General features: G+C 72.3%; 9 protein-coding genes. 1 reads left to right on the forward strand and 8 read right to left on the reverse strand.

Features of this window, described 5'->3' with window-relative positions:
• Positions 1-6 precede the first annotated feature (6 nt).
• The 7 genes from tmk to AC1Q49_RS15170 form a co-directional block, all read right to left on the reverse strand.
• Complete coding sequence (gene tmk, locus AC1Q49_RS15140) at positions 7-630, reverse strand: dTMP kinase (protein WP_061782570.1); 624 nt, start codon at positions 628-630, stop codon at positions 7-9.
• Positions 627-3,278 carry a type I DNA topoisomerase gene (topA, locus tag AC1Q49_RS15145; protein WP_492493170.1) on the reverse strand — a complete coding sequence of 884 codons (2,652 nt, stop codon included), beginning with the start codon at positions 3,276-3,278 and terminating at the stop codon, positions 627-629. Before topA ends, tmk begins: the two co-directional genes overlap by 4 nt.
• A gap of 127 nt (positions 3,279-3,405) precedes the next feature.
• On the reverse strand, positions 3,406-3,732 hold the full coding sequence (locus AC1Q49_RS15150; protein WP_492493160.1) for a helicase: 327 nt from the start codon (positions 3,730-3,732) through the stop codon (positions 3,406-3,408).
• A gap of 28 nt (positions 3,733-3,760) precedes the next feature.
• Positions 3,761-4,096 (reverse strand): TadE family type IV pilus minor pilin, encoded by a 336-nt coding sequence (locus AC1Q49_RS15155; RefSeq protein WP_101305825.1) that lies wholly within the window; start codon positions 4,094-4,096, stop codon positions 3,761-3,763.
• Positions 4,093-4,332, reverse strand: a complete 240-nt coding sequence (locus AC1Q49_RS15160; protein ID WP_060960476.1) for a DUF4244 domain-containing protein — start codon at positions 4,330-4,332, stop codon at positions 4,093-4,095. Before AC1Q49_RS15160 ends, AC1Q49_RS15155 begins: the two co-directional genes overlap by 4 nt.
• A 74-nt stretch (positions 4,333-4,406) precedes the next feature.
• Complete coding sequence (locus AC1Q49_RS15165; RefSeq protein WP_492493163.1) at positions 4,407-5,300, reverse strand: type II secretion system F family protein; 894 nt, start codon at positions 5,298-5,300, stop codon at positions 4,407-4,409.
• Complete coding sequence (locus AC1Q49_RS15170; RefSeq protein ID WP_492493164.1) at positions 5,297-6,367, reverse strand: TadA family conjugal transfer-associated ATPase; 1,071 nt, start codon at positions 6,365-6,367, stop codon at positions 5,297-5,299. The genes AC1Q49_RS15165 and AC1Q49_RS15170 overlap by 4 nt, the downstream gene beginning before the upstream one ends.
• Before the next feature lie 377 nt (positions 6,368-6,744).
• Between AC1Q49_RS15170 and acs the strand changes: the two genes are divergently transcribed.
• Complete coding sequence (gene acs, locus AC1Q49_RS15175; protein ID WP_492493166.1) at positions 6,745-8,718, forward strand: acetate--CoA ligase; 1,974 nt, start codon at positions 6,745-6,747, stop codon at positions 8,716-8,718.
• Here the strand turns inward: acs and AC1Q49_RS15180 are convergent.
• Positions 8,702-13,447 (reverse strand): HtaA domain-containing protein, encoded by a 4,746-nt coding sequence (locus tag AC1Q49_RS15180; protein ID WP_492493168.1) that lies wholly within the window; start codon positions 13,445-13,447, stop codon positions 8,702-8,704. The two genes, acs and AC1Q49_RS15180, sit on opposite strands and share 17 nt — an antisense overlap.
• Positions 13,448-13,486 lie beyond the last annotated feature (39 nt).

A 13,486-nucleotide genomic window follows, 5' to 3' on the forward strand; every position in this document is an offset into this window, starting at 1 on the left:
GCGGGGTCAGGCGAGGCGGTGGGCGATGTGGGTCTGGATGGCGGCGGCCAGCTCGGCGGCGGGGAGCGCGGCGTCGAGCACCAGGAAGCGCTGCGGATCGGCGGCGGCCAGGCTCAGGAACGCGACGCGGACACGATCGTGGAACTCGGCCTTCTCCGCCTCGAGACGGTCGAAGGGCTTGTCGGCGGCATCCAGTCGCCGACGGGCGGCGGCCGGATCGAGGTCGAGGAGCACCGTCACGTCGGGAAGCGCGTCCTCCGTGGCCCACAGCGACAGCTCGCGCACCTGGTCGGCATCCAGCACACGCCCCGCACCCTGGTAGGCCACCGACGAGTCGAGGTAGCGGTCCTGGATGACGACCTCGCCGCGGTCGAGGGCGGGTCGCACGAGCGTCGCGACGTGCTGGGCGCGATCCGCCGCGTAGAGCAGCGCCTCCGCGCGCGGGGCGACCTCGCCGCGGTGGTGCAGGACGATGTCGCGGATCAGGACGCCGACCTCCGTGCCGCCGGGTTCACGGGTGCGCAGGACCGTGCGCCCCTGATCGCGCAGCCAGCGCTCGAGGAGGCTCGCCTGCGTCGTCTTCCCGGTGCCGTCACCGCCCTCGAACGTGACCCACAGTCCCCGGGTCATTTCTTCTTGGCGGCCGGCTTGCGCGTGGTCGTGGTCGTCCGGCGGGTCGTGCGCTTGGGCGCGGGACCCTTCGCACGCTTGTCCGCGAGCATCTGCACCGCGACCTCGAAGGTGATGTCGTCGGCGGTCTGCCCGCGCGGGATCGTCACGTTCGTGGTCCCGTCGGTGACGTAGGCGCCGAAGCGGCCGTCCTTGATGCGGATGGGCTTGCCCGACACCGGATCGGCCTCGAACTCCTTGAGGAAGCTCGCGGCGCGATTGGCGTACTTCGGCTGCGCGTAGATCTCGAGCGCCTGCTCGAGGGTGATGTCGAAGATCTGGTCCTCGCCCGCGAGCGAACGCGAGTCGGCGCCCTTCTTCAGGTACGGACCGTAGGGGCCGTTCTGCGCCGTGATCGGGGTGTCGGTCTCGGGGTCGACACCGACGGTGCGCGGAAGCGAGAAGAGCTTCAGCGCGGTCTCGAGGTCGATCGTCTCGGGCGACATGCTCTTGAAGAGCGAGGCGCGGCGCGGCTTGGGCGCCTCGACCTTCTTCTTCGCGACCCGCTTCTTCGGCGCCGACTCGGCCGCGGCCTCGGCGACGGGCGCGGGCTCCGGCTCGGGCTCGGCGGGGAGCACCTCTTCGAGGTAGGGACCGAAGCGACCGTCCTTCACCACGATGTCGCGCCCGTTCTCGGGGTTCTGTCCGAGCACGCGGTCGCCGGCGATCGGGGCGTCGATGAGCTCGCGCGCCTTCTCGGGGGTGAGCTCGTCGGGGGCCAGATCGCCGGGGACGTTGACGATGCGCGACGTGCCGTCCTCGTTGGGCACGTCGAGGTAGGGGCCGTACCGGCCGAAGCGCAGGGTGGCCACGTCGCCGATCTTCGTCGCGTTGATCTCGCGCGCGTCGATCTCGCCGAGGTTGTCGAGGATGTGACGAAGGCCCACGTGGTTCTCGGAGCCGAAGTAGAACTCCTGCAGCCACGCGACGCGCTGCTGCTCGCCGCGCGCGATCGCGTCGAGGTCGTCTTCGAGCGCGGCCGTGAAGTCGTAGTCGACGAGGTCGGCGAAGTGCTCCTCGAGCAGCCGCACGACGCTGAACGCCAGCCAGCTCGGCACGAGCGCCTGACCGCGCTTGGTGACGTACTCGCGGTTGATGATGACGTCGATGATGCTCGCGAACGTCGAGGGACGACCGATGCCCTTCTCCTCCAGCGCCTTCACGAGCGACGCCTCGGTGTAGCGGGGCTTGGGGCTGGTGGCGTGCCCCTTCGGCTCGACGTCGTGCAGCGAGAGCACGTCGCCGACGGCCAGCGGCGGCAGCGACTGGTCGTCGGACTTGTCGGCGTCGCCGCGCTTCTCGTCGCGCCCTTCCTCGTACGCCTCGAGGAAGCCCTTGAAGGTGTACACGGTGCCGGATGCCGTGAACGACGCCGTGCGGCCGGCCGCCTCGGTCTCGAGCGTCACCGTGGTGGTCTCGTACTTGGCGTCGGACATCTGCGAGGCGACGGTGCGCTTCCAGATGAGGTCGTACAGGCGCAGTTCGTCGCGGTCCAGCGACGACGACACGGATGCCGGGGTGCGGAAGGAGTCGCCCGAGGGACGGATCGCCTCGTGCGCCTCCTGCGCGTTCTTGCTGTTGTTGCGGTAGCTGCGCGGGTTGGCCGGCACCGCCTTGTCGCCGTACAGCGCCACGGCCTGGGTACGCGCCGCCGTGACCGCCTGCGTGGACAGCGCGGTCGAGTCGGTGCGCATATAGGTGATGTACCCCTTCTCGTAGAGCCGCTGTGCGACGCCCATGGCGTGCTTCGCGCTCATCGAGAGCTTGCGACCGGCCTCCTGCTGGAGCGTGGAGGTCGTGAACGGGGGCTTGGGGCTGCGGGTTCCGGGCTTGGCCTCGACGGCCGTGACGGTCGCCTCCCCGCCCGCCTCGATCGCGGCGGCCAGCTCGCGCGCCTGCGATTCGGTGAGGACGACGACGGCCTTCTTCAGCTGCCCGGCATCGTCGAAGTCGGTGCCGCGCGCCAGCGGAGCGCCGTCGAGGCGGGCCAGGCGGGTGGCGAACGACTCGCCGCCGGAGGCGGCGAGCGCCTCGACATCCCAGTACGACGCCGAGACGAAGGCCATGCGCTCGCGTTCGCGGTCGACGACGAGGCGCGTCGCAGCCGACTGCACGCGCCCGGCGGAGGTGCCCTGTCCGACCTTCCGGCGCGTGACGTCGGAGACGTCCCAGCCGTACAGACGGTCGAGGATGCGGCGCGTCTCCTGCGCGTCGACGAGGGCGAGGTCGAGCTCGCGGGTGTTGTCGACGGCGGCGCGGATGGCGTCCTTGGTGATCTCGTGGAACACCATGCGCTTGACGGGGACCTTGGGCTTGAGGGCCTCGAGCAGGTGCCACGCGATGGCTTCGCCTTCGCGGTCTTCATCGGTGGCGAGCAGGAGCTCGTCGGCGTTCTTGAGGGCGCGCTTGAGCTCGGCGACGGTCTTCTTGCCGCGCTCGCTCTCCACATAAAGAGGAGTGAAGCCGTTCTCGATGTCGATCGAGTACTTTCCGACCGAGGTCTTCTTCAGCTCGGCGGGGATGTCCTTCTTGTCCGCGAGGTCACGGATGTGACCGACCGAGCTGAGCACCTCGTATCCGTCGCCCAGGTATCCCTGGATCGACTTCATCTTCGTCGGCGACTCGACGATGACGAGCTTCTTGCCCCCAGCACTCTTGACAGCTGCCACGTGGCGTCCTTTCTCCGATGCACACCATACACACCGCTCGACGTGGAGGACGCTGGGAGCCGCGGCCTCACCCATCACCGGGAGGGGGCCCGGCCCGCGCGCGGGCCTCCGCGGCAAGCACCCCCGACCCGAGGCGGACACGGACCGTCGCGGTCGTTCCGACCACGGTGCACGCCACGACGGCGGCACCCGCCACGGCCGCGACATCGACGGCGCGTTGGCACGCCGTCCCCGACACGAGGCCCGCGGCCGTATCGGCGGCGGCGAGGGCCGCGGCATCCGCGATGCCCGCCGCGCGGGCACCGACGACCGCCGCCGCCCCGGCGGTCACGACACCGACCGCGACGGCCGACGCGACGGCGACCGCGGCGAGCGCGGCCGCTGCCCCCGCCATCAGCGATCCCCCGTCATCATCACTGTCGTCACCGTCCGCCGTCGAGGGCGCAGGAGCGGGCCCGCAGCTCGGGCAGCGGAAGCGGGATGCCGGGGGACGCCGTCGCGGTGACGCACACGAGATCGCCGTCGGCGGTGACCCCGGCGACGTGTCCACCGGCGATCGCCTGCACGATCTCGCCGGCGCGATCGGGCTCGCCGCGCGCGGCGAGCCTCGAGGCCTGCGCGGCCGCATGCTCCAGCCGCACCTGCCGTCCCACCGCGGACACGGCGCCGGCGGTCAGCGCCACGAGCAGCAGCACCGCGGGAACGATGACGGCGAACTCCGCGGTCGCCGAACCGCCGTCATCGTCCCGGCGACTCATGCGACCGTGAGTGCGCGGCGGACCAGATCGGTGAGGATGCCGCGCACCTCGTCGCTGCGCATGATCACGACGAGCAGCCCCGCGAACGCGACGGCCGCCATCGTCGCGACGGCGTACTCCGCCGTGGCGGCACCGTCCTCGTCGGCGTACAGGGCGCGGGCGCGTCGAGCGCTCAACGGCGGCAGCGACGCGGTCGCAGTCCTCGGCGAGGGGCGGTCGAGTGATGAGAGTGACATGGGGTCTCCTTTTCGTGACGGTGGACGAGCGGGCACGGGGTGACGGCGGCGATGTGCCGCCGAGTCGGCGAGGGCTAGGGCGGTGCCGCGGGTGCGCCGAGCGGCAGGGATGCGCCGCCGACCACCGAGAGCAGCAGCGGGGCGACGCCCAGCAGCAGGAAGGCGGGCAAGGTGCACACGCCCATCGGCAGCAGCAGCGACGCGCCCAGACGGGCCGCACGCAACCGACCCTCCGTGCGTGCGGCACGGCGTTGCTCCGCGGCGCCCGCCCGGAGGAGGTCGACGGCCGGGGCGCCGGCCCGCTGCGACAGACGGAGGACCGCGTGCACGTCGGGCGCGATCCGTCCGGCGCCGGCACCCTCCGCCGTCGCCAGCGCCCGATCGATCGACACGCCCCCGGACAGGGCGATGGCGACGACTTCCGCCTGCACGCCGGCGAGGCGGTCGTCGGGCTGGGCGCGCGCCACCAGGCGCTTCGTCCAGCCGCGTGCGGCGAGCATCAGTGCGACGCCCGCGACCGCGCACGCGATGCCGATCGGCTGGGTGAGCGCCGCGACGAGGTCGAAGCCCAGCGTCATGCCGAGGAGCACCGCGACGACGGGGAGCCACGTGACGAGACGCGCGGTGGCCGTCGGGTCGGCCAGCGCCACGCGCACGTCGTCGCGCGCCTCCTGGGCGCCGCGCAGCGCGTCGGCGAACCGCCGGAGGCTGGATGCGAGCGGCGCGCCGACGGTCTCCGCGACCTGCCACGCGGCGGCGACATCGACCCACGCGCCGCCCAGTGCGCGCAGCGCGGAGGAGGCGCCGGTGCCGTCGGGAGCCGTCGCGACCCGCAGCGCGACGGGATCGCCGTCCTCGGCCAGCAGCTCCCACACTCGCCCGGGCGCGACGCCGGATTCGAGGAGGACCGACACCTTCTGGACGGTCGCGGCGGCGTCGGAGGCCTCTGCGGGCCGACGGGCGCTCACGATCCGACCTCCATGCGCAGGCGGCCACTGTCGTCGAGCGCGGGCCGAGCGATTCCCGAGACGCGCCGGATGCCGTCGGCGCCCCGCTCGACGTGGACCACCACGCCGATGGCACTGACGACCTGACGCGCCATCGATCGATCGTCCATGCCCGCGAGCGCGCCCAGCGCCTCCAGCCGGGTCGGAAGGTCGCGGATGCTGCCGGCATGGACGGTGCCGGCGCCGCCGTCGTGTCCCGTGTTGAGCGCGGTGAGGAGCTCTCGCACCTCCTCGCCGCGACACTCCCCCACGACGAGGCGGTCGGGCCTCATCCGCAGGGCCTCGCGGACGAGCCGCGCCAACGGCACCGCCCCGGCGCCCTCCAGATTGGGCTGTCTCGCCTCGAGGCGGACGTGGTGGGGATGCCGGATGCGCAGTTCGGCGACGTCCTCGATGGTCACGATGCGTTCCCGGGCGGGAACACGTCCCAGCAGCGCCGACAGCAGGGTGGTCTTGCCGGCCCCGGTCGCACCGGAGATGAGGACGTTCCGGCGCGCCGTCACGAGCGCGTCGAGGCGGCGGACGGTCTCGGCATCGCACAGACCGCCGCGCACGAGCTCGTCGAGATCGGGGATGCCGACCTGCGGGAGACGGATCGAGATGGCCGTGCCCGAGCACGCCACCGGCGGGAGCACCGCGTGCACCCGTGCGCCGTGCTCCCACCGGACGTCCACGAGCGGTGCGGCATCGTCGAGGTGGCGTCCGCCGACGCCGATGAGAGCGACGGCCAGCGCGCGCAGGTCGTCCGCTCCCAGGCGCCAACCCTCCACGGATTCGACGCCGCGACCACGGTCGACGAAGAGGCCGTCGACGCCGTTGATGAACACGTCCGTGATCTGCGGATCGCCCAGCAGATGGCGGAGGGGGTCGAGCGCCGGATGGTCGGGCAGCGGTCTGCGCTCCGGCCGCCGCAGCGGAGCCGCCGGTGACGCCGCGGCCGCCGCCGCCGCATCGACCATCGGGGTCCGGCGCACGGATTCGGGAACGCGCCGGCTCTCGCGGCGACGGACGACGAACGGCTCGGACATGCCTCGACGGTAGGTGCGGCCGACGCCTGCGCTCGGGGTGGGCGGCGGCATCCGTGGACAGTGCGCGTCGGCGCGACGTTGGGGAGGAGCCTCCGCCGGAAAGAGAGAAGGCGGCATCCCATAGGGGGAGATGGGATGCCGCCACGCGACATCCCGGAATCGGGGGTGGTCGGGAGTCGCGCTGCCTGAATCGAAGTTCGGCCGGATCGAGCTTACGCAGACGCGCGGCACCACTCCAATCGAAACCGCGTGTTTCCACTGATATATCGGATGTCCGTCGCTCCCCACTTCCGGAGGTGGTGCACGTCGGAGGCCGTCGCTAGATTTCGTGAATCGTCCGGGACACAGTCCCGTCCCCGCCGCAAAGGAGCGCGCAGATGAGCAGCCAGATCGACCACTTGCTGAACGAGACCCGTCGGTTCGCCCCCTCCCCCGCGTTCGCCGCCGACGCGATCGCCACGGCCGACCTGTACGCGCGCGCGGATGCCGACCGTGAGGCGTTCTGGGCCGAGCAGGCCCGCGCGCTGCACTGGCACACCCCGTTCACCGAGGTCCTCGACTGGTCGCAGCCGCCCTTCGCCCGGTGGTTCGCCGACGGAGAACTCAACGTCGCCTACAACTGCCTCGACCGCCACGTGGCGGAGGGCAACGGCGATCGCGTCGCGCTGCTGTGGGAGGGCGAGCCCGGCGATGAGCGCCGCATCACCTACGCACAGCTCACCGAGGAGGTCAAGCGCACGGCGAACGTGCTGCAGGAGCTCGGCGTCGGCGCCGGCGACCGCGTCGCGATCTACCTCCCCATGATCCCCGAGGCGATCGCGGCGATGCTCGCCGTCGCGCGGATCGGCGCCATCCACTCGGTCATCTTCGGCGGCTTCTCCGCCGACAGCCTGCGCTCCCGCATCGACGACGCCGGCGCGAAGCTCGTCATCACCGCCGACGGCGGCTACCGCAAGGGCCGCGTGTCCCCGCTGAAGCCGGCGGTCGATCAGGCGCTCGGCGACCGCGGTGCCGGACCGCAGGAGACGGTGGAGCACGTCCTGGTCGTGCGGCGCACCGAGAACGAGGTCGCCTGGACCGAGGGACGCGACATCTGGTGGCACGACGCCGTGCCGGCGGCTTCCGCCGAACACGAGGCGCAGCCGTTCCCCGCCGAGAACCCGCTCTTCATCCTGTACACGTCGGGGACCACCGGAAGGCCGAAGGGCATCCTGCACACCTCGGGCGGATACCTCACCCAGGCCGCGTTCACCAACCGGGTCGTCCACGACCTGCACCCCGAGACGGATGTCTTCTGGTGCACGGCCGACATCGGCTGGATCACCGGTCATTCGTACGTGACGTACGGTCCGCTCGCGAACGGCGCGACCCAGGTGCTGTACGAGGGGACTCCCGACAGCCCGCACCCCGGCCGCTGGTGGGAACTGGTCGAGAAGTACGGCGTGACGATCCTCTACACGGCGCCCACGGCCATCCGATCGTTCATGAAGCTGGGCCGCGAGATCCCGCAGCGCTTCGACCTGTCGTCGCTGCGCCTGCTCGGATCGGTGGGCGAACCGATCAACCCCGAGGCATGGATGTGGTACCGCTCGATCATCGGCGGCGACACCGCTCCCATCGTCGACACCTGGTGGCAGACCGAGACGGGAGCCATCATGGTCTCCGCCCTGCCCGGCGTGACCGAGACCAAACCCGGCTCGGCGCAGGTGCCGCTCCCCGGCATCGGAATCGACGTCGTGGACGACGAGGGCACCCACGTCGGCAACGGCAACGGCGGCCTCCTCGTGATCACCCAGCCGTGGCCGTCGATGCTCCGCGGCATCTGGGGCGACCCGGAGCGCTTCGTCGAGACCTACTGGGAGAAGTTCCAGGACAAGGGCTTCTACTTCGCCGGCGACGGCGCACGCCTCGACGAGGACGGCGACGTCTGGTTCCTCGGGCGCGTCGACGACGTCATGAACGTCTCCGGCCACCGGCTCTCGACGACCGAGATCGAATCGGCGCTGGTCGGCAACGAGGCCGTCGCCGAGGCGGCGGTGGTGGGCGCGTCCGACGAGACCACCGGGCAGGCGGTCGTCGCCTTCTGCGTGCTGAAGGAGTCCTTCCTCAAGGCGCACGACGCCGCGGGCATCGTCGACGTCCTGCGCCGTTGGGTCGGTGAGCAGATCGGCCCGATCGCGCGTCCGCGCGACGTGTACATCGTCACCGAGCTGCCGAAGACCCGCTCGGGCAAGATCATGCGGCGGCTGCTGCGCGACGTGGCCGAGGGACGCGAGGTCGGCGACACCACGACCCTCGCCGACACGATGGTCATGTCCACCATCCAGTCGAAGATCACGCCGACGTCGTAGGATCACCGGCCTTCCCGCGCCGGCGCATCACCAGGACGGTGCCCACGGAGCCGGCGGCCGCGCACAGCAGCGCGATGCCGGCGATCAGGAGCCACGCCCACACCGGGAGCGCCGGCGTCCCGGCATCCGCCGTCGGCTGCGTCGCCTGCGGCACGTCGCCGTCGGTGAGCACCTGCGCGGCGCAGTCGGTGACCGCGACCGAGAAGTCGATCGGGTCGAACGCGGTGCCCGCCGGGTAGTTCGGGAAGGCGGCCGAGCCTTCTGCCGTGATCGTCGTGGCGGCCCCGGTCACCGTGATCGTGTCGGCGGTGCGGGAGACGTCGCCCTGCGTCAGGTCGATGTCGGCGAAGGGCACCGCGACGGCCGTCACGACGTTCTCCGTGCGCCCGGCCAGAGCGTCGTCCATCGTGAGCCCCGACACGTCCAGGAGCAGTTGGGCCCGGGTCGAGTCGATGAGGCGGATGCGCGGGTTTCCGACGGTGGTGTGCAAGAGGCCATCGTGGCCCGTGAAGGTCACCGTTCCGGTGAAGTCGACCTGACCGGTCGCCCCGGCGATGTCGGCCGTCCCGGTGCCGCCGCGCCACTGGAAGACGGGTGTGCTGTAGGCGGCGCCGTCGGCCACGGTCCACTCGCCGTGGGCGATCGAGCCGGAGATGTAGGAGCGGAACGACTCCTTGAACCCCCAGTCGAGCGACGCGTCCCGCACGGTGCAGCCGCTCATCGCGAGCGGGGCGAGAACGGTGATCGGCGCACCGAGAGCGAGCTGCGCGCCCTGGAAGGTCAGGGTGTGCTCCCCCGGCGCCAGCGTCGCCGGGAGCAGCCCGCGCCAGGCGGCGACACCGTTCTCGTCCGCGGTGAGCGCGAGCTCGAGGACCACCGGGCTCGAGTACACGACGACCTTGATGTCGGTCTCGCCGGGGGCGAAGCCGCTTCCCGAGGCCGCGATCTCGCCACCCGCGGGCACGCCGGCCGCGAAGGCGGGGTCGACCGTGAGCCCGGTGCGGGCGGGCGGATCCGCCGGAGGCACCCACGCCGCGCCCGCGGCGGCGGACGCGACCGTCTGCGCCGGTGCGGCGGAGCCGGGCGCCGCATCCGCGCCGACGACGAAGGTGACCGCGTCCATCGCGGTGCCGGCGCCGTAGAACTGCGACGATCCGTACGAGAACACTCCGGCGCCCGACGCCGTGAGGGTGGCGGGCACGGAGGTGTAGGCGATCGCGCCGTCCGCGTCGCTGCGGGTGCCGGCGGACAGGTCGAGCGCGGCCAGCTCGGTGCGTCGACCGCCCACACTGACGATCAGCGCCCCGGCCGATGCCGAGTCGATCCGCACCTGCGGGTCGCTGAAGGTGAGGTCGAGCACGCCGGAGTGTCCGGTGAATCGCACCGCTCCGCCGTAGCTCGCGGTGCCGCGCCCGTCGGCGAGGTCGCGCCCGGTCTGCCCGAAGCGGAACCGACCGTCCGCCGCACTCGCGCCGCCGGAGACCGCGATGGCCCCCTTGGCGATCGGCCCGGTGATGTAGCTGCGGAAGGAGGATTTCACGCCCCAGAGCAGAGCGCCCTCGCGGGTGGGCACGACCGTGGTCGGTGCGCTGGGCGCGATCACGGGTGGCGTGACGACAGGGACCTCGGGGGTGGTCGGGGTGGTCGGGATCGCTCCGGAGAACCCGACGGCGAAGGATGCCGGCCGCTTCGCGGCATCCATCGATCCGCCGGTCGAATAGAAGTAAGCGGCCAGATGGGTCGTCGCGTGGAAGTCGACGAACGACTGGGGCCACGACCCCCACCCGGAGCCCGACCGCACCTGCGGGGTTCCGCCGCGCGCGTCGATCTCGACGCCCGCGAAGTCGGGCGTGACGACGAAGCCGCGCTGCGCGTCGACGACGACGCCGCGCAGTGTCGCCACCGTGACGCCCGTCTGCGGTGCGACGGCCTCCTTCGGCTTGTCCGGATCGGACATGTCGCCGGCGTAGCCGGAGAGATCGGCCGTCAGGGAGCCGACGCCGTCGGCCGAGACCTCGAGCCGGGGATGGGAGAGGGTGAACGGCACGAGCCCGTCGTAGAAGTTCACGCTCACCTCACCCGGCCAGGTGATGGTGGCCGCGCCGCTCGCATCGAGCACCGCGGTGCCGTCGGTGAATCGCATCAGCTGCGCGGCCTGCCCGCCCGCGTCGACATGGCTGCCGCGCGTGTCCCACGTCGCGGTCGCGGTGGAGCCGTCGGCGGCGCGCTGAAGGATCTCGGCGCCGTCGCCGCGCGCACGGTAGGTCGTCGTCGTCCCGTCGGAGACGCCCGCCGAGAAGTAGTTCGCGGCGCTGCCGTTGGGGGGACGGTGCTGCCATTCCGGTGCGCCGGTCCACTCGAGGACGACTCCCGTGTAGGTCGTCGTCTCGGGGACCGAGGGCCGCTCCCGCACGCTCACGCGCACCTCGGCGCTGTAGACGGTGTCGACGCTGTTCGAGAGCCGGGCGCGGTACACGGCGCCGTCGTCGCTCAACGGCGCCGCGTCGACCGTCAGCCTGCTCCCGTCGACGCCCGCGGCCACCTCGACCCAGTCCTCTCCCGAGCGGCGCTGCCAGGACACGGTGGGAGCGGGGTTGCCGGACGCGAGCACCGAGAGCTCGTAAGGCTGACCGACATACACCGTCGGCGCCGTCGGCTGGGCTTCGAAGATCGGGGCGGTCGTGACCCGGATCGTCGCCGGCGCGGTGGCGACGCGGCCGCCCGGGGTGGCGAAGACGGCGCGAACCTGGGTGCCGTCGGTGTTGACGGTGGCCTCGAGCGCGAGAAGCGGCGAGGTCTCCCCCGAGATGTCGGCGAACCGGGTGGCGCCGGACGGACGGATCTGCCACTGCACCTGACCGGTGCCGGTCGCCTGGAAGGCGATGGCCGTCGACGCCGTGCCGGCGGCGAGCGTGACGGCACGGTCGGCGGGGTCGGAGGTCACGACGGGAGCGATGCCCGTGAGCTCGAGGCGCTGCAGCGCCCGCCGTCCCGTCGCGGCATCCGCGACCTGCACGATGACGGAGCCGTCGGGAAGGACGGCGAACACGTCGCGGCTGAGGGCGTCGCGGGCGAATCCGGCGATCGGGATGCTGGCGACCAGGCGGTGGTCGCGGAGCACGTCGATCGAGGCCGCCGTCTGGCTGAGCACGTAGTCGAGGCCGTGCGCGGCGTCGGAGCCCGCCTGGTCCGCGTAGCCCTGGACGCCGATGCCGACGTCGTTCGCGAGCATGCGGACCGATCCCGCGATCACATCCGCGTAGCCGACGACGCCCGTCCAGTTGGCGCTGTAGAGCATCACCGCCCCGTCGGCCGCGGTCGCGGCGAGCTCGTAGGTGAAGTACTGGTTCCACTCGGCCGCATAGGGCTGCGTGGTCGGAACGGTGTCGGCGACGAAGGCCGCGGTCGCCGTCTGGGCGCCCACGACGAGGTGGCGCGCCGGCAACGGGATGCCCTCGGCGAGCTTGCCGACGGCGAGGTAGCTGCCGTCGCGGAGCGCGACCAGTGTGCCGCCCGCCTTCGGGCCGGAGCTTCCGAACAGGTCCGCGGCGCGCTGCGCGTCGGTCGCATCGGCGGGCAGCACGATCGGCACGGAGACGAGGGCACCCGTGCCGCCTGCCGACCGCGTGAGGGTGAAGCGGTCGGCCGCGGTGCCGCGCACCTGCGTGATGACGGCGATCTCGTTCGCGACCGCGTTCCACGCCATCGCGTTGAGGGTGTACGCCGTCCCCGTGATCGTCCCCACGGTGGCCGTCTCGTAGCCGCCGCCCGTCCAGGTGAGCGCGGTCAGGGTGGCGTCGCCGCCGCGCACCCCGCCGACAGTGGTGCGCACCTGGGTGAGCACGAACACGCGGTCGGATGCCGGGTCGTTCGCGACGGCGTACGCGGCGTTCGCGGCGAGCGGCACCTCGACCGCGCCGGCCGGCTGGAGGGTCGCGGGATCGAGCGCGCTCACGGTCAGCGCCGTCGCGGTGCTCGTCGCCCGCTCGACGACGTGCAGCGCCGTCGCGCCGACCAACGCATCGCGGCTGGCCGGATTGACGGCGCCGACCCAGGTCGCGGCGGGCGTGAAGGCGGGCGCGCCCGGAACGCTCCAGTGCTCGCCCAGATCGGGCGCCCCGCCGGGGCCGGCGTAGGTGAGCGAGACCGGATCCATCGTCGTGCCGACCGGATAGAGCGGGAAGCCGTCGCCGGCCACCGTGGGCATGGCGGGCCAGGCCGTCGTGCCGTCGCCCACGACCGGGCTCGCCCCGAGCGCATCGATCGTGGCGATCACTACGTCCTCGTAGCGCGTGATCGCGCCCCCGGGCGTGTCCTGGGAGATGCCCTCGTAGTCTCCTCGGAGCTCTTGCCTGTCGGCGGAGATGGTCAGCTGCAGGCCGGAGAACGTCGAGTCGAGCAGGCACGACGTGAAGGCGACGTTGTCGTCGCAGTACGCCGCGAAACGCACCGTGCCGCCCAGCTGCACCGTGAGCGCGTTGCCGTCGCCGAACGAGCCTGCCGTGACCGGGAAGTCGAAGGCGCCGTCCGCCGCCCGCGTCACGCCGCCGGTCATGATCACCCCGGCGCCGATGTAGTTGCGCCAGGACTCCTTGATGCCCCAGTGCACGCTCCCCGCGCCGATCTCGGCGGGGGCGGCCACGGCGGGAACCGGGGCGAGGACGGCGAGCAGTCCCGCCAGAAGGGCCAGGACGGCGGTGAACGCGGGGATGCGGCGGCGCGCGGACATGCGGAAGTACCTCGGTCGGGTGGAGGAGAAGGGGAGGAC

Source organism: Microbacterium sp. MPR-TSA4 (assembly GCF_058792815.1).

What these genes read in the sequence shown, in the direction of transcription:
- tmk (WP_061782570.1), bottom strand. Translation starts at nt 630, where the DNA reads ATGACCCGGGGACTGTGGGTCACGTTCGAGGGCGGTGACGGCACCGGG.
- topA (WP_492493170.1), bottom strand. Translation starts at nt 3,278, where the DNA reads ATGAAGTCGATCCAGGGATACCTGGGCGACGGATACGAGGTGCTCAGC.
- AC1Q49_RS15150 (WP_492493160.1), bottom strand. Translation starts at nt 3,732, where the DNA reads ATGGCGGGGGCAGCGGCCGCGCTCGCCGCGGTCGCCGTCGCGTCGGCC.
- AC1Q49_RS15155 (WP_101305825.1), bottom strand. Translation starts at nt 4,096, where the DNA reads ATGAGTCGCCGGGACGATGACGGCGGTTCGGCGACCGCGGAGTTCGCC.
- AC1Q49_RS15160 (WP_060960476.1), bottom strand. Translation starts at nt 4,332, where the DNA reads ATGTCACTCTCATCACTCGACCGCCCCTCGCCGAGGACTGCGACCGCG.
- AC1Q49_RS15170 (WP_492493164.1), bottom strand. Translation starts at nt 6,367, where the DNA reads ATGTCCGAGCCGTTCGTCGTCCGTCGCCGCGAGAGCCGGCGCGTTCCC.
- acs (WP_492493166.1), top strand. Translation starts at nt 6,745, where the DNA reads ATGAGCAGCCAGATCGACCACTTGCTGAACGAGACCCGTCGGTTCGCC.
- AC1Q49_RS15180 (WP_492493168.1), bottom strand. Translation starts at nt 13,447, where the DNA reads ATGTCCGCGCGCCGCCGCATCCCCGCGTTCACCGCCGTCCTGGCCCTT.